Origin of the sequence: Microbacterium maritypicum, assembly GCF_041529975.1 — a bacterium.
In the GTDB taxonomy this organism is placed as follows: Bacteria; Actinomycetota; Actinomycetes; order Actinomycetales; family Microbacteriaceae; genus Microbacterium.
Genome location: NZ_CP168030.1, coordinates 19,373 through 33,470, shown reverse-complemented (window position 1 = coordinate 33,470; position 14,098 = coordinate 19,373). Strand labels below are relative to the sequence as shown.

The window sequence follows — 14,098 nt, the reverse complement described above, 5'->3', positions numbered from 1 at the left end:
GAGCGAGCATCGGGAGGGCCCCGCGAAGCGGGAGGGACCCGCTCTGCGAGCGAAGGGAACGACCCCGCGCCCGACCCACAAGCTGAACCGAGCGGAAGTTATCCACAACCTTCTCCACAGCCTGGGGAGAATTACACCGGTGTTATTCACAGGGGTTAACAACCCTGTTAACAACTTGGGATCAGGACAAAATCAGCAGCGGCGGGATGAAGGCGACGACGACGATCAACAGGACGACGAGCGCCGAGAGGAGAACGATCTGCCAGGTGCGCTGGTCTCGACGCCTCGTCCGGGTATAGATGAGGGCGACCAGGGCGCCGACGATCGCACCGCCGAGGTGCGCCTGCCAGGAGATGCCGCCGGCGAAGAAGCCGAAGGCGAAGTTGATGCCGAGGATCACGAGGATCCCGGTCACGTTCGCGCCGATGTGGCGGCCGATGATCAACAGCGAGGCCAGCATTCCGAAGATCGCGCCGGATGCGCCGACCGTCGGGTCCAGGGGGGCGAGGAGGGCGACCGCCACCGATCCGCCGAGGCCGCTGATCAGATACAGGGCTAGGAAGCGGGCGCGGCCGAGCATGGGCTCGAGGCTCTGCCCCAGCATCCACAGGGCGAGCATGTTCAGCGCGAGATGGATGAAGCTGCCGTGCACGAACAGCACGGAGAGGAGGCGCCAGGGCTCGAAGCCCGCACCGAAGACGTTCGGGTAGAGATACGGCGCGTAGAAGGCGAGTGCCTGCGTGATCGGCCCGTTCATCCCGGGGATCAGCTGCACCAGGCCGATGAACGACGTGACGGCGAGCAGTACGTAGGTGACGATCGGCTTGCCGCTGCGGGCGATCGCCATGGTCCCGCCGCTGCGAGCACCCCACCGACGCTGGGCTTTCTTCTGCGCGGGGGTGCGGTTCTTGCGCTCGGCGTTCATGCACTCCGGGCAGATGACGCCGACGGGTGCCTGAGTCTGGCACTCGGGGCAGATGGTGCGCATGCACCGCTGGCAGAGCACGAAGCTCTGCCGATCCGGATGCCGGTAGCAGAAGTTGTCGCGATTGCTCGTGAACTCAGGCGTGGTCATCCGGATCGGCCGCAGCTGTCGTCAGGCCGCGACGATGTCGATCGACTGCAGCACGACGGGCTCGACCGGACGGTCTCCGCCGCTGGTCGGAACGGCGCCGATCTTGTCGACGACAGCGCGCGAGGCGTCGTCGGCGACCTCGCCGAAGATGGTGTGCTTGCCCTGGAGCCACGGGGTCGGGTCGGTCGTGATGAAGAACTGCGAGCCGTTGGTGCCCTCGGGCTTGCCGGTGATGGCGTTGCGGCGGAGGCCGGCGTTCGCCATCGCGAGGATGTACGGCTTGTTGAAGTCGAGCTCCATGTTGATCTCGTCGTCGAAGTTGTAGCCGGGGCCGCCGACGCCCTGTCCGAGCGGGTCGCCGCCCTGGATCATGAAGTTCGGGATGATGCGGTGGAAGATGACGTCCTTGTAGAGAGGACCCTCGCCCGGCTTGCCGGTGGCGGGATCGGTCCACTCCTGGGTGCCGTCGGCGAGGCCGACGAAGTTCTTGACCGTCTTCGGTGCGTGATCGCCGAAGAGGTTGATGACGATGTCACCGTGGTTGGTGTGCAGGGTTGCGACGTGGGAAGCGTGAGCCATGCCTTCATTCTCGCAGAGCTTTCGGTGAGTTCGCCCGGCGTACCCCGGATCCGCCGACAGCGCAAGGGCCGGGCGATTCCCGCCCGGTATCCAGCCTCCCGTGGCAAGATGGGGAACCCGTACTCCAATGGACAGGAGAGCATCGTGAGCCTCAGCCGCAAGCGGAAGAAGGAACTGCGTCGTCTTCAGAACGACGCGAACCAGCTCTGGGAGAACCAGCAGGTGCTCGTCGGTCACGCCGCCGATGTCGCCCGCGAGGCCGGACGTCAGCTCGGAAACATCAATCGTGAGCAGGTCGTGCCGGTCATCCAGGACACGTACAACCGCCGTGTCGCCCCGGTCGTCGACCGTGGCGTGAAGCTCGGCAAGCACGTCGTCGACGACAAGTTCGTCCCGATCGTGGGCGGAGTCGTCGGTTCGGCTCTCACCGCGTGGGACGTCGCGAACGCCAAGCGCCACGGTGTGGCCGCACCGGCTCGTCGGGGCGATTTCGGCAAGAAGCAGAAGTCGGGCCCGGGTCTCGGCTCGGTCATCGCGATCATCCTCGGTGCTGCTGCCGCCGTCGGTGTGCTCTACGCCGCCTGGCAGGCGCTGCGTGCCGATGACGAGCTCTGGGTCGCGGACGACCCGCTCGCCGCGCCCGACGCGTGACCCCGTCTGATCTCGCCTCCGTCGCCTCTGGTGACGGAGGCGATCGGCATGCGCGGGTGCGGGATGCGGCCGCTGCTCGCGGGCTCGACATCGAGATCCGCGAACGCCCCGCTGCCGGCAGCCTGTTCGAGGCGGCCGAGCTGCTCGGCATCCCGCCGTCCGGCATCGTCAAGACTCTCGTCGTCAAGCGCTCGGACGACACCTTCCTGTTCGCCCTCGTGCCCGGCGGACGCTCGATCTCGTGGCCGAAGCTGCGCGCCCTGGTCGGCGTGAACAAGCTGCGCCTGCCCGAGCCCGAGCTCGCGCTCCAGGCGACCGGCTACGAGCGGGGCACCATCGTTCCCATCGGCAGCACCACGGATTGGCCGATCTATGCCGACGAGTCCATCGTGGGTCAGCGCATCGCCATGGGTGCCGGCGCTCACGGGTACAGCCTCTTCGTCGAGGCGGACGACCTCATCGCCGCGTACGGGGCGACGGTCGCCGACATCTCGGTTCCCGAGGAGCGCTGAGCTCAGAGGATTCCGGCCATGCGCATCGCGATGTCGACGAGCTTGACGCGCTGCAGCTCGGCCACGGACTTCAGGGGAAACCACTCGGCCATGTCGGTCGAGCCGTCGGTCTCGAAGCGCAGCTTGCCGCCCGTGACCTGCGCGCGATAGACGATGCGCAGCGTGTGCAGCGGATCCGCGGCCTTCTGCACGCGGCGTCCGGCGGGGATGACCCGGGAGTGGATGCCGAGGAGCTCGCCGACCTTCACGGTGTAGCCGGTCTCCTCCCGGAGCTCGCGGCGCACCGCATCCTCCGGCGACTCACCGGGTTCGAGTCCGCCGCCCGGCATGGTCCACGCGACGCGACGGCCCTCGGTCCACCGCGCCAACAGCAGACGCCCGTCGTCATCGGTGACGACCGCGTACGCCGCGACACGCAGGTCCATGGATCACACACTATCCGGCAGCGGGGACCCCGGATGACCGCGTGTCAGACGACCCGGACGCCGCCCACGTAGGTCGCCATCACCCGCGTCGCGGCGAGGTCTTCGGCCGAGACCGTGAGGGGATCGCGGTCGACCACGATGAAGTCGCCGAGGAGTCCGGGTGCCAGCGCACCCACCTCATGCTCGCTGAGGAGCTGCCACGCCGCGTTCGTGGTGTGGGCGAGGAGGGCCTGCTCGCGGGTGGCCGCCGTGCCGCCGGGCATCCGATATCCGTTGCGCGTGGTGCGGGTCTCGGCGACGGCCATGTTGCGGAAGGGCTCGTTGGGGGTGACCCAGCCGTCGTTGTGGAAGGTCGCCCGGTGACCGGCGGCGAAGGCGGCACCGGCATCGGCCCAGGCACCACCGTGCTCCGGGCCGAAGAGGTCGTCGACCAGCACCTCTCCCCAGTAGGTGATGTGGTCGACGAAGAGACTGACGGTGACGCCGAGGGCCGCCGCGCGCTCGAACTGCACGGGTGTCATGGCCCCGCAGTGCTCGAGGCGGAAGCGGTGGTCGGTGAGCCCGTGCTGCCGGATGAGCTGCTCATACACGTCGAGCGTCGCGTCGATCGCGAGGTCACCGTGCACATGGCAGGCGAGCTGCCAGCCCGCGGCGGCATAGGGTTCGGCGATCGCGCGCAGCTGTTCGGCCGTGTAGTTCGCGTGTCCGATGTGATGCGGTTCGAGCCCGAGGGAGCGGGTCGCCGGGGTGTCGAGGTAGGGGAAGGAGGTGGCGATGTTGCCCACCCACGGAGAGCCGTCGGACCAGGTCTTCACCCCTGTCTGACGGAACACGGGATCGCCGTCACTCGGCGGAGCCACGACTCCGCCGGGGCGGGACATCTCGTACCACCGCAGCCGCACCGGCATCGCACCCTGCGCCCGGAGAGCATCGATGAGCGGGTTGAGGTCGGGGTTCCACGACAGGTCCGACACCGTCGTGATGCCCCGGGATGCCAGGTCGTGCAGGTGCGCGGGGAGGATCCGGGGGAGATGCTCCTGCGCCTTCGCGAGCATCGGCGCCACGACCTGCTCGACCGCCGCGGCCTCGAGGGCGACGCCCGTGAGCTCCCCCGCGGCATCACGGCCGAACGAGGCGCCGACCGGATCGGGGGTTTCCCGATCGATGCCTGCGGCGAGCGCGGCCGCGGTGTTGAAGTACACGGAATGACCGGAGTTGTGGATGACGACGAGGGGCACGTTGCCCGCGAGCTCGTCGAGGAAACGGATGTCGGGGTCGGGCAGTCCACGCTGCAGCAGAGCATCCCACCCGTTCGCGAAGACGGCTTCGCCGCCGGCATCCGCCACCGCCGCTCGGAGCGCCGCGAGGACGCCTTCCGCCTCGGGGATCACGACGGGACGGAGGTCGACCACGAGATCGGAGAGCAGGATCGCGGAGAAGCCCGGATGCCCGTGCGGCTCGATCAGACCGGGCATGACCCAGCCGTCGAGGGCTGTGGTCTCGGCATCCGGGAAGCGGCGGAGGAGGTCGTCCGTCGTCCCGACGGCGACGATCGTGCCGTCGTGGACGACCATCGCCTCCACTTCGGCGTCGGCGCTCGGGACGAGCGGACGGATACGGCCGGTGAAGACTGTCGTCATGGCGTCAGTCTGGCAGTCGAGGTGCCGTCGAGGATCGATCACGAATCGAGAAGCACACCGCGGCCGAGCGTACGTAGTCTGAATCCCACACCAGCAGCACATCGAGAGGACCGACCATGGCCGAGAAAGAGAAGAACTTCAGCGCCGAGGAACGCGAAGCCATGCAGGCCGCCGCGAAGGAGGCCCGCACCCGTCGTTCCCGGGCGAAGAAGTCGCCCGAAGAGCTGCGCGCCGCGGGTGAGGCCGACATCAAGGAGGCGATCGAGAGGCTGACGCCCGAAGACCAGGCTCTCTCGAACAAGCTGCACGCCCTCGTCTCCGAGGTCGCCCCTGAGCTCGTGCCCCGCACCTACTACGGGATGCCGGCGTGGGGTCGCGACGGCAAGGTGCTCTGCTTCTTCCAGCCCGCGAGCAAGTTCAAGGTGCGCTACGGCACGTTCGGTTTCGAGCCCATCTCGAACCTCGACGACGGCACCGTCTGGCCGACCGCCTACGCGGTCACGGATCTCACGAAGGCCGACCTGGAGTTCCTCGCGGACCGCATCCGCGTCGCGATCAGCTGACGCCCCTGCCGAGAAGGGTGCGCGGCCACGGGCCGCGCACCCTGTCACTCAGCCGTTGATGACCTGCGGCACGGCGACCGACTTGAGACCCTCGACCCCGAACTCGAGGCCGTAGCCCGACGACTTGTGACCGCCGAACGGGATCATCGGATGCACACCGCCGTGCGAGTTGATCCACACGGTTCCGGCCTGGATGCGCGCGGCGACCTTCCGCGCCTCCTCGCGCTCACCCCAGACCGACGCCCCGAGGCCGACATCGAGGCCGTTGGCGCTGGCGATCGCCTCGTCCACATCGGTGTACCGGATGATCGGCAGCGCGGGACCGAACTGCTCCTCGTCGACGAGGGCCACCCCGTCGGTCACGTCGGCGACGAGCGTGATCGGGTAGAAGAGCGCCCCGAGCTCCGTCGCCGGTGCACCACCCGTGACGATCCGGCCGCCGTTGCGCGCCGCGTCGTCGACCAGGTCGCGCACGATCTCGAACTGGGCGCGGTTCTGCAGCGGACCGAGCACGTTCTGCTCATCCAGGCCGTTGCCCATCGGGGTCTGCCGAGCGACATCGGCCAGCGCGTCGACGACCTCGTCGTAGACGGAGTCGTGCACGTAGAGGCGCTTGAGCGCCGCACACGTCTGTCCCGTATTGATGAACGCGCCCCAGAAGAGGTCCTGCGCGATCGCCGTCGCGTCGACGCCCGGCAGCACGATCCCCGCGTCATTGCCACCGAGCTCGAGCGTGAGGCGGGCGAGGTTCTGCGCCGAGCTCTCGACGATGCTGCGCCCGGTCGCCGTCGAACCCGTGAACATGACCTTGCCGATGTCGGGGTGGGAGGCGATCCTCGCCCCCACCTCGCGGTCTCCGGCGACACCGATGAGCACATCGCGGGGGAGCACCCGGTTCATGACCTCGATCAGCGCCAGCACACTCAGCGTCGTGTATCCGCTCGGCTTCACGACGACCGTGTTGCCCATGCGCAACGCCGGAGCGATCTGCCAGATGCCGATCATGAGGGGCCAGTTCCACGGTCCGATCGCACCGACCACGCCGATCGCGCGGTAGTGGAGCTCGGCATGGGTCTCGCCGTCGTCCACCACGGTCTCCGGCTCGAGGGGCGTCGCGGCGGCGGTGCGCAGCCACGCGGAGCACGCGCCCACCTCGAAGCGGGCATTCGGCCCGTTGAGCGGCTTGCCCTGCTCGCGCGAGAGCAGCCGGGCGAGCGGCTCGGCGTTCGCGTCGATCGCATCGGCCACCCGGTTCAGGAGCGCACTGCGCTCCGCATGGCCAAGTGCATCCCACCCGGGCTGCGCCGCCTTCGCCCGCGCGACCGCGGCGTCGAGCTCCTCGACCGTATGCACGGGCGCCCGGCCGATCGGTTCGCGCGTCGCCGCGTCGACCACTTCGCGGCCCTGACCTTCGGGGGCGCCGACGCGCTCCAACAGGGCGGCCTCGTCCAGAACCGGGGCGTTCTCCGACATCACTGTCTCCTCACGATGGGGTGCGCGACAGGTTCATCGCGCAGTTCGAGTCTGTGCTCGGGGGCCGAGCGGGGTTTGACTGCCCGTGCGGCGCGCTTGTCGGTCCGTGACCGAACAGCGGAGCCCGGAACGCGGCTCAGTGACCGCCGCCGCGGTACGGACCGACGGTCGCCAACCGGTCGAGGTGGGCGGCCAGCGAGAAGTGCGGGTCGATGCCGGCGCCGCCCGGCTGCGTGGCGAGCCGAGCGGCCCATTCCCCGAGCACGGGCGCGAACTTGAAGCCGTGGCCCGAGAGACCGGTCACCGTCACGACCCGCTCGCTCTCGCTCACGTCGACGATCGGGGTGCGATCGGGCGTGTAGGCACAGTGGTGCACGCTGGAGCGCACGGGCTCGGGGTTCAACGACGGGAAGAACTCCTTCGCCTGCTGCCCGATCTTCGCGAGTTCGTGTCGCGTGTACTCCCGCGGAACCTCGTCGACGTCGCGGGCGACCGGCCAGGTCGGGTTGCTGCTCGCCTTGATCGAGTATCCGTCGAGGCTCGGCGCTCCGAAGAAGTGCACGGGGCCCACGTCGCGCAGGAACGCGGGGAAGCGCTCGGGGAGGAAGTCGGCGATGTCCGTGGGCATGAACCAGGTGAGCCCGAGCACCTGCAACCGCAACAGGTCGTGCAGCCGGGGGTCCAGCCGTGTGGACCAGGAGCCGGAGGCGAGGATCACGGTGTCAGCGCGGATCGCCTCGGTCGGGGTGCGCACCACCACGCCGCCCGGTTCTTCCTCGATCGCGAGCACCGGGGTGTGGAAGCGCAGCTGCGCACCGGCCGCCTCGGCGAGATCGAGCGCAGCCATCAGCGAGACCTCGGTACGGATGCCGCCGCCGTGGTGGTCGAGAACCCCGACGTCGCCGTCGTGCACGTTGTGCTTCGGGTGGGCGCGACGCAGCTCCTCGGTGTCGTAGAGGGTGTGCGGCAGGTCGAACTCGCGCACGGTGTCGAGGGTCGTGCGCATCTCGATCCGGTCGGGCTGGGCGATCGACAGGGCGCCCACCTCGAGGTAGAGCTCCCGGCCCGAGTGCTGCTCGAGTTCACGCCACAGCCGCCGTGACTCCTGCAGCATCGGCACGTAGCGCCCGCCCTCGTGATAGGCCGTGCGGAAGACCCGAGACTCTCCGGCGTAGGAGCCGCGGTCGTGCACCTTGCCGTACTGCTCGATGCCGACGACCTCGACGTCGTCACGCTGCGACAGTCGCCACGCGGCGAGCGCACCCACCGCCCCCAGCCCGACGATGACGATCCGCTTCCTGACCTGGGCACTCATGTGAACTCCTGACGAATGATCGATGCGGGACGGACGCCGGTCATGCGAGAGCCGGAGTGTCCCAGAGCAGCAGTTCCGTGCCGATGCCCTCGGCCATCGCACGCCGGTAGACGACGGTCCCCCACGCGACGTCTTCCACCGGCATCCCGCCGACGGAGTAGAGGAAGATGTCGTCCTCCGTTCGGCGCCCCTCTGCCTGCCCGCTCATGATCGCGGGGAGGTTCTCGAGAGCCTCGTCGCGCACGTCCCCCGAACGGATGCGATCCAGCAGGTACATACCGTGGAGGCCGATGTGCTCGTGCGCCGGGTGCGGCACCTCTTCGCTCCACGCCTCGTACAGCCCACGGAAGTCGGCGACGTGTCGCGCTCCGTGGAGCAGTTCGTCGTCGATCATGATGTCGGCGGGCAGGCTCACCAGCGCACCCGGCTTCAGCCACCGCTTCTCGATCCGCACGTAGTTCGCCGAACCGGCCGGCGTCGTGGGGGCGATCGTGACCAGGTCGCTGTCGCGCACGGCGTCCTCCACGCTGTCGACGACCGTGACCGTCGTGAACTGCGGGTACTCGCGCCGCACCCACTCCACGAAGGAGTCGATGCTCGATCGGCTGCGTCCGGCGACCTTCAGGGTGTCGAGCTCGGGGCGCACGGCCACGAAGGCTTCGAGCGTCGTGCGGTTCATCACGCCGGGTGCCACGATGCCCACGCTCCGCGCATCGGGGTTCGCGAGGTGGCGGGCACCGACTCCCGGCACGGCGCCCGTGCGATACGCACTCAGCAGGTTCGCCGACATGTGCGCGAGGGGTGCGCCGGTGTCCTTGTCGCTCAGCGTGAGCATCAGGATCGACCGCGGCAGACCGCTCTCGCGGTTGGCCATGTTCGACCCGTACCACTTGCAGCCGGCCGTCTGGAAGGTGCCGCCGAGGTACGCCGGCATCGCCATCATCCGGCGATGGGGTCCGTCGAGTGGCATACCGTCGTGCGCGGCCTCGGTGGGGAAGGTGACCATCGAACCGTGCGAGTTCCCGTCCGGTCCGCCCATCCGATAATCGCCGTCGTCGACGAGACGCAGGGTCTCCTCCATCACGTCGACGCACAGCTCCATGTCAGTGACGCCCGCCGCGATCGTGTCCGGCTCGGACAGATACCGGAAGGTCAGTCTGGTGTCAGTGGTGCTCACAGGTTTCCTTTCGTCGCGTCGACCACCGGCTCGGGCTCGCCCAGGAGCGGAGCCTCCGGCAGCTCGGTGCCGTGGCCGATCTGGCGATAGACCTCCGGCCGCGCCCTGCGCAGCCACAGCGCCCACACGACGGCCAGGGCCGAGGGCACGAGCAGCACAGCGGGAAGGATGAAGGTCGTCGGCGTGGACTCGGCCTGACCGAGCAGCACATCCCAGTTCAGGAGGATCAGCACCCAGACGATCGCGAGCGCCACGAACGCGATGATCGGCGCGACCAGCCGGCTGCCGGCGCCCACCTCTCGGCTGTCGCGGCGGAAGAAGCCGATCACCGCGACCGAGACGAGCACCAGGAGCAGCACGAGTCCGAAGGCGCCGAGGTTGGTGAGCCAGGTGAAGAGCGTGATCACCGGGTACGGTCCGTTCTCGGGGTTCCAGCCCTGCTCGCCGATCGCGAAACCGACGATCACGATGACCGCGATCGCGGACTGCAGGAGCGACCCGGCCCACGGCGCACCGCTCTTGATACGGACGGTACCCAGAACCCGGGCAGCACGCCCTCGCGGCCGAGCGAGAAGGCATAGCGGGCGACCGCGTTGTGGAAGCTGACGAGGGCGGCGAACAGGCTCGTGATGAAGAGGATCGACATCACATCGACCCAGATCACGCCCAGGTCCTCGGCGACGAAGTTGAAGAACAGCGGAGGGCCGGCCTCTTCCGGCGAGATGCCCGCGGGGTCGGTGATCTTGCTCGGGCCGACGGCGAGCGCGAGCGCCCACGAGGAGATGGCGTAGAAGATGCCGGAGACGCAGACCGCGAGGAACGTCGCACGCGGGATGGTGCGCTTCGGGTCCTTGGACTCCTCGCCGTAGATCGCGGCCGACTCGAAGCCCATGAACGCGGCGATGCCGAACGCGAGGACGGCCCCGACTCCCGGGACGAACAGCGCCGAGGGGGTGATGGGTGCCGCCGTGAATCCCTCGGCCGGGTTCCCGAAGGCGAACAGGTCGAACACGATCACCGCCACGAACTCCAGCGCGACGAGCACGCCCAGCACCTTCGCCGAGAGATCCACCCGGTGGACTCCGAGCACGCCGACGAGCACGATCGTGAGGAGGACCCAGACCCACCAGGGGCTCGCCCAACCGGTCTTCGACTCGATGAACGAGCTGATCTGGAACCCGAGCATCCCGTAGATGCCGATCTGCATGGCGTTGTAGGAGAGGAACGCGAGCACCGAGGCCCCGACGCCGGTCGGGCGACCGATCCCCTGCGCGACGTACGCGTAGAATGCGCCGGCATTCGTGACGAACCGGCTCATGGCGGCGTAGCCGATCGCGAAGATGCCGAGTGCCACCGCGAGCACGATGTAGCCGAAGGGGATGCCGTCGACGTGCGTGACCGCGTAGGCGCTGGTCACTCCGCCGGCGAGCACGGTGAGCGGCGCGGAGGCGGCGATGATCATGAATGCGACCGCGAAGACGCCGAGGCGCCGATGCTCGGCCGTTCTCGTCGTCGACGTTGTGGGAGTGGACGTCACCATGGCACAGCTCCTTCGATGCTCGGGTAAGTCCTCATACTCGCCAGGGGGAGCCGTCGCCGATTGACGGCGAGAGCAGAACACTTGTCTACGCGGGCACAGCGCACGAATGCTAAAATGCAGCATCGTATATGATCGGCCACAGTGAGGTGAGCCCTGATGCAGAGCCTGTCGTTCCTCGACTACCGCCATGCGGTCTCCCGCGCCGTCGTCGCGCTCGACGTGACAGCGCCGGAGCAGGATCGCTTCCGGGGGGCGATCGATGCCACCGCTGCCGGCGACATCCACGTCTTCGCGATCGACGCCGACGGGCACGGCGTGCATCGCACTCCCTCCCTCATCTCCCGTGCCCCGCAGCAGTACTTCAAGTTCTCCCGCATCGAGCGCGGGAGCGGCATGATCGTGCAGGACGGACGCGAGACCGCACTCGGCAGCGGCGACATGGCGCTCTACGACACCGACCGTCCGTACTCCCTGCTCTTCGATGACGCCGTGCAGATGTCGGTGGTGATGTTCCCGAAGGTCCTCCTCGACATCCCCGCGGAGGACACCAGCCGCATCACCGCCACGCGCCTCAATGCCGGTGGAGCGCTGGGTGCGATGGTCGGTCCCTACCTCGGCTCGCTCGCGGAAGGTGCACACCACCTCGACAGCCGCATCGCCCGACGGATGCTGCGGACCGCGGTCGACATGCTGAGCACGGTGCTGGAGGCGAACCTCGTCGCGACCGACGGGCCGGTGAGCGCGCACTCCACGACGCTGACGCACATCCTCACTTACATCGACGTGCACCTCGCCGACAGCGAGCTGTCTCCGTCCCAGATCGCGGCGGCGCACTACATCTCGGTGCGGCATCTGCACTCGATGTTCAGTGAGCAGGGGGCCTCGGTCTCCACGGTCATCCGGCGACGCCGACTGCAGCGCTGCTACGACGCGCTGACCGACCCGTATCAGGCGCACCGCTCCATCGCCGAGATCGCGATGAGTGCGGGCTTCGTCGATGCGGCGCATTTCAGCCGTGTGTTCCGCGCCCAGTACGGAGTCCCGCCCCGCGCGGTGCGTGGCGGCTGACCCCGCGTTCACGGAACCGGATGCCGCTGCGAGCACCCGCGCAGTAGCGTGGAACCCGTGAGCACACTGCCCTTCCCCGCCTCCGTGTACGCCGCACGCCTCGCCCGCGCCTCATCCCTCGCCGCCGAGTCCGGGCTGGATGCGATCATCGTCGGGCCGGGCCCCGACCTGCAGTATCTGCTGGGTGTCGAGGGCGACACGATCGAGCGGCTGACGGCCCTGGTGATCGGCCCCGACATCGCTCCGACGGTCGTCGTGCCGCGGATGGAGCTCGCGAAGGTTCGCACCACCGCTGTCGGTGAGCTCGGACTCGCGGTCGCCGACTGGGTCGACGGCGAAGACCCGTACGCGCTCGTGACCGAGGCCGTGGATACCGTCTCCCGCGTCGGCGTCTCGGATGCGTTGCCCGCGCTGCACGTCGTGCCGATCGGCGAGCGTCTCGGAGTGCGTCTCGAGTTGGCGACGCCCGTGCTCCGCGAAGGACGCATGATCAAGGATGCCGAGGAAATCGCCGAACTGCGCCGAGCGGGGGACGCGATCGACGCGGTGCACCGCCGGGTGCCGGAGTGGCTTCGGGCCGGACGCACCGAACGCGAGGTCGCGGCCGAGATCGCCGAGGCCATCGTGGCGGAGGGCCACCGCACGGTCGAGTTCGTGATCGTCGGCTCGGGCCCGAACGGTGCCGACCCGCACCACGAGGTCTCGGACCGGATGATCGAAGAGGGCGACACCGTCGTGGTCGACATCGGTGGTGCGGTGCCGAGCGGCTACAACTCCGACAGCACGAGGACCTACGTCGTCGGCAGCCCTGACCCCGAAGCGGCCGAGCGCATCGCGGTTCTCGTGCGCGCGCAGCAGGCGGCAGTGGACGCCGTCCGTCCGGGCGCGACGGCCGCACAGGTCGACGCGGCCGCGCGGGACGTGCTCGCCGCAGCGGGTCTCGGCGAGGCGTTCCTGCACCGCACCGGCCACGGCATCGGCGTCTCGGTGCACGAGGAGCCCTACATCGCGCCGGGCAACGACCTGGTGCTGCGGGAAGGGATGGCGTTCAGCATCGAGCCGGGCATCTACTTCGCCGGCGCGTGGGGCGCGCGCATCGAGGACATCGTGATCGTCACGGCCGACGGCGGCGAGCGGCTGAACGTCGCGCCGCACGAGCTCGTGTCGGTGGGTGCGCACGCGATCGGCTCCTGATGGACGACGTACCGGCGCGGCCGCAGAGTCCCCAGAAGATCTCCGCCACCCACGGCGGTCTCATCCACGAGGTGAGGATCAGCTGGTGGCAGACCGATGACTGGCAGTGGGTGGTGGTCGTGAACTCCCCGGAGCTCGGCGCTGTCGAGCGGCAGGCGAACGATGCTTTCGAGGCGCTGTGCCTGTTGCGGGAAGACCTCGACCCGCGCGGGTGGCGGTTGGGGGTCGCCGGTGCACGGGCCGACGTCTGGCCCAGTGGCATGGCGCGCGATCAGGGTGGTGGTCTGAGCGCGTACCGGCTCGGCGCCGCTGGTCCGCAGGACCTCGTGTTCACGTTCAGCCCCGTGGATCCGACGACCGTCGCTTCCGTCGCAGAGCAGCGCACGGCGGCTGACCGCTTCTTCTCGAAGTTCGGCGGCGGCGGGCGTTGAGCCCGCATCCACCGCGGTAGCATCAGCGCATGCGCCGCCCCCGCAAGGTCTCCTCCGCCAACGCGTCGCCGGCGACACGTGCGCGGTACGCCAAGCGTCGGACGAACCGACTCGCCAAGGTCGACAACGATCTCACCGACGCCCAGTGGCACGACCTCATGGATGCCTGGGGCGGATGCGCCTACTGCGGCGGCGAGGGGGCCGCGTTGCAGCGCGACTGCATCCAGCCCATCTCGCGCGGCGGCCGCTACACGCTCGAGAATGTCGTCCCTGCCTGCGCATCCTGCAACGCCAGCAAGCACAACGACGAGGTGACCGGCTGGCTTCGCCGGAAGAAGCTCGACGAGCGCACGTTCCTCGTCCGGCAGGCGACGATCCTGCGCGATCTGCGTCCGGTCGAGTGAGGCCGAAGCGCGTGAGCGCTGAGGTCTCGTCCCGCGCAATCGTCGGGTCCG

Annotated in this window: 16 protein-coding genes; 7 read left to right on the top strand and 9 right to left on the bottom strand. The window is 68.9% G+C overall.

The genetic code is table 11. The features are described from left to right. Positions 1-181: 181 nt before the first annotated feature. Complete coding sequence (locus ACCO44_RS00165; protein ID WP_372467778.1) at positions 182-1,075, bottom strand: rhomboid family intramembrane serine protease; 894 nt, start codon at positions 1,073-1,075, stop codon at positions 182-184. 21 nt (positions 1,076-1,096) lie between these two features. After that, positions 1,097-1,654 (bottom strand): peptidylprolyl isomerase, encoded by a 558-nt coding sequence (locus ACCO44_RS00160; RefSeq protein ID WP_029264182.1) that lies wholly within the window; start codon positions 1,652-1,654, stop codon positions 1,097-1,099. 144 nt (positions 1,655-1,798) lie between these two features. Here ACCO44_RS00160 and ACCO44_RS00155 point away from each other — a divergent pair, with 144 nt between their 5' ends. Both ACCO44_RS00155 and ACCO44_RS00150 read left to right on the top strand, forming a co-directional pair. Further along, a complete protein-coding gene (locus ACCO44_RS00155) occupies positions 1,799-2,305 on the top strand; it encodes a DNA helicase (protein WP_105711491.1) in 507 nt (168 codons plus the stop codon). A gap of 56 nt (positions 2,306-2,361) precedes the next feature. Continuing rightward, positions 2,362-2,817, top strand: a complete 456-nt coding sequence (locus tag ACCO44_RS00150) for an aminoacyl-tRNA deacylase (RefSeq protein WP_181156323.1) — start codon at positions 2,362-2,364, stop codon at positions 2,815-2,817. Between the two features lie 2 nt (positions 2,818-2,819). Here ACCO44_RS00150 and ACCO44_RS00145 read toward each other — a convergent pair whose 3' ends face one another. After that, a complete protein-coding gene (locus ACCO44_RS00145; protein WP_029264185.1) occupies positions 2,820-3,242 on the bottom strand; it encodes an NUDIX hydrolase in 423 nt (140 codons plus the stop codon). A gap of 44 nt (positions 3,243-3,286) precedes the next feature. Further along, positions 3,287-4,882 (bottom strand): amidohydrolase, encoded by a 1,596-nt coding sequence (locus ACCO44_RS00140; RefSeq protein ID WP_372467777.1) that lies wholly within the window; start codon positions 4,880-4,882, stop codon positions 3,287-3,289. A 116-nt stretch (positions 4,883-4,998) separates the two neighbouring features. On the opposite strand from ACCO44_RS00140, the gene ACCO44_RS00135 reads away from it, so the two are divergent. Then, positions 4,999-5,445, top strand: a complete 447-nt coding sequence (locus tag ACCO44_RS00135) for a hypothetical protein (protein ID WP_372467776.1) — start codon at positions 4,999-5,001, stop codon at positions 5,443-5,445. Positions 5,446-5,493: 48 nt separating this feature from the next. Here the strand turns inward: ACCO44_RS00135 and ACCO44_RS00130 are convergent, their stop codons facing one another. The 5 genes from ACCO44_RS00130 to ACCO44_RS00110 all read right to left on the bottom strand — a co-directional run bounded on the left by ACCO44_RS00130 (position 5,494) and on the right by ACCO44_RS00110 (position 10,950). Next, positions 5,494-6,918, bottom strand: coding sequence for an aldehyde dehydrogenase family protein (locus tag ACCO44_RS00130; protein ID WP_372467775.1), 1,425 nt, complete (start codon positions 6,916-6,918; stop codon positions 5,494-5,496). Between the two features lie 136 nt (positions 6,919-7,054). Next, positions 7,055-8,233: an N-methyl-L-tryptophan oxidase gene (gene solA / locus ACCO44_RS00125; protein ID WP_372467774.1), complete on the bottom strand. Its 1,179-nt coding sequence runs from the start codon at positions 8,231-8,233 to the stop codon at positions 7,055-7,057. Positions 8,234-8,273: 40 nt separating this feature from the next. After that, a complete protein-coding gene (locus ACCO44_RS00120) occupies positions 8,274-9,410 on the bottom strand; it encodes a tyramine oxidase subunit B (RefSeq protein WP_372467773.1) in 1,137 nt (378 codons plus the stop codon). Beyond that, the gene (locus tag ACCO44_RS00115) at positions 9,407-9,877 is read right to left on the bottom strand and encodes a hypothetical protein (RefSeq protein WP_372467772.1); all 471 of its coding nucleotides are present in this window, start codon (positions 9,875-9,877) and stop codon (positions 9,407-9,409) included. The genes ACCO44_RS00120 and ACCO44_RS00115 overlap by 4 nt, the downstream gene beginning before the upstream one ends. After that, positions 9,874-10,950 (bottom strand): APC family permease, encoded by a 1,077-nt coding sequence (locus tag ACCO44_RS00110; protein WP_372467771.1) that lies wholly within the window; start codon positions 10,948-10,950, stop codon positions 9,874-9,876. The genes ACCO44_RS00115 and ACCO44_RS00110 overlap by 4 nt, the downstream gene beginning before the upstream one ends. A 156-nt stretch (positions 10,951-11,106) precedes the next feature. Between ACCO44_RS00110 and ACCO44_RS00105 the strand changes: the two genes are divergently transcribed. The 4 genes from ACCO44_RS00105 to ACCO44_RS00090 are packed head-to-tail and all read left to right on the top strand — an operon-like array spanning position 11,107 to position 14,047. After that, on the top strand, positions 11,107-12,018 hold the full coding sequence (locus ACCO44_RS00105; protein ID WP_372467770.1) for a helix-turn-helix domain-containing protein: 912 nt from the start codon (positions 11,107-11,109) through the stop codon (positions 12,016-12,018). A gap of 57 nt (positions 12,019-12,075) precedes the next feature. After that, positions 12,076-13,212, top strand: coding sequence for a M24 family metallopeptidase (locus ACCO44_RS00100; protein ID WP_372467769.1), 1,137 nt, complete (start codon positions 12,076-12,078; stop codon positions 13,210-13,212). After that, positions 13,212-13,643 (top strand): hypothetical protein, encoded by a 432-nt coding sequence (locus ACCO44_RS00095; RefSeq protein ID WP_051662644.1) that lies wholly within the window; start codon positions 13,212-13,214, stop codon positions 13,641-13,643. The genes ACCO44_RS00100 and ACCO44_RS00095 overlap by 1 nt, the downstream gene beginning before the upstream one ends. Before the next feature lie 29 nt (positions 13,644-13,672). Continuing rightward, positions 13,673-14,047, top strand: coding sequence for an HNH endonuclease (locus tag ACCO44_RS00090; protein WP_029264195.1), 375 nt, complete (start codon positions 13,673-13,675; stop codon positions 14,045-14,047). The last annotated feature ends 51 nt before the right edge of the window (positions 14,048-14,098 follow it).

Coding starts and splice junctions, on each gene's coding strand:
- ACCO44_RS00165 (WP_372467778.1), bottom strand. CDS start 1,075: ATGACCACGCCTGAGTTCACGAGCAATCGCGACAACTTCTGCTACCGG.
- ACCO44_RS00160 (WP_029264182.1), bottom strand. CDS start 1,654: ATGGCTCACGCTTCCCACGTCGCAACCCTGCACACCAACCACGGTGAC.
- ACCO44_RS00145 (WP_029264185.1), bottom strand. CDS start 3,242: ATGGACCTGCGTGTCGCGGCGTACGCGGTCGTCACCGATGACGACGGG.
- ACCO44_RS00140 (WP_372467777.1), bottom strand. CDS start 4,882: ATGACGACAGTCTTCACCGGCCGTATCCGTCCGCTCGTCCCGAGCGCC.
- ACCO44_RS00135 (WP_372467776.1), top strand. CDS start 4,999: ATGGCCGAGAAAGAGAAGAACTTCAGCGCCGAGGAACGCGAAGCCATG.
- ACCO44_RS00130 (WP_372467775.1), bottom strand. CDS start 6,918: ATGTCGGAGAACGCCCCGGTTCTGGACGAGGCCGCCCTGTTGGAGCGC.
- solA (WP_372467774.1), bottom strand. CDS start 8,233: ATGAGTGCCCAGGTCAGGAAGCGGATCGTCATCGTCGGGCTGGGGGCG.
- ACCO44_RS00110 (WP_372467771.1), bottom strand. CDS start 10,950: ATGGTGACGTCCACTCCCACAACGTCGACGACGAGAACGGCCGAGCAT.
- ACCO44_RS00105 (WP_372467770.1), top strand. CDS start 11,107: ATGCAGAGCCTGTCGTTCCTCGACTACCGCCATGCGGTCTCCCGCGCC.
- ACCO44_RS00095 (WP_051662644.1), top strand. CDS start 13,212: ATGGACGACGTACCGGCGCGGCCGCAGAGTCCCCAGAAGATCTCCGCC.
- ACCO44_RS00090 (WP_029264195.1), top strand. CDS start 13,673: ATGCGCCGCCCCCGCAAGGTCTCCTCCGCCAACGCGTCGCCGGCGACA.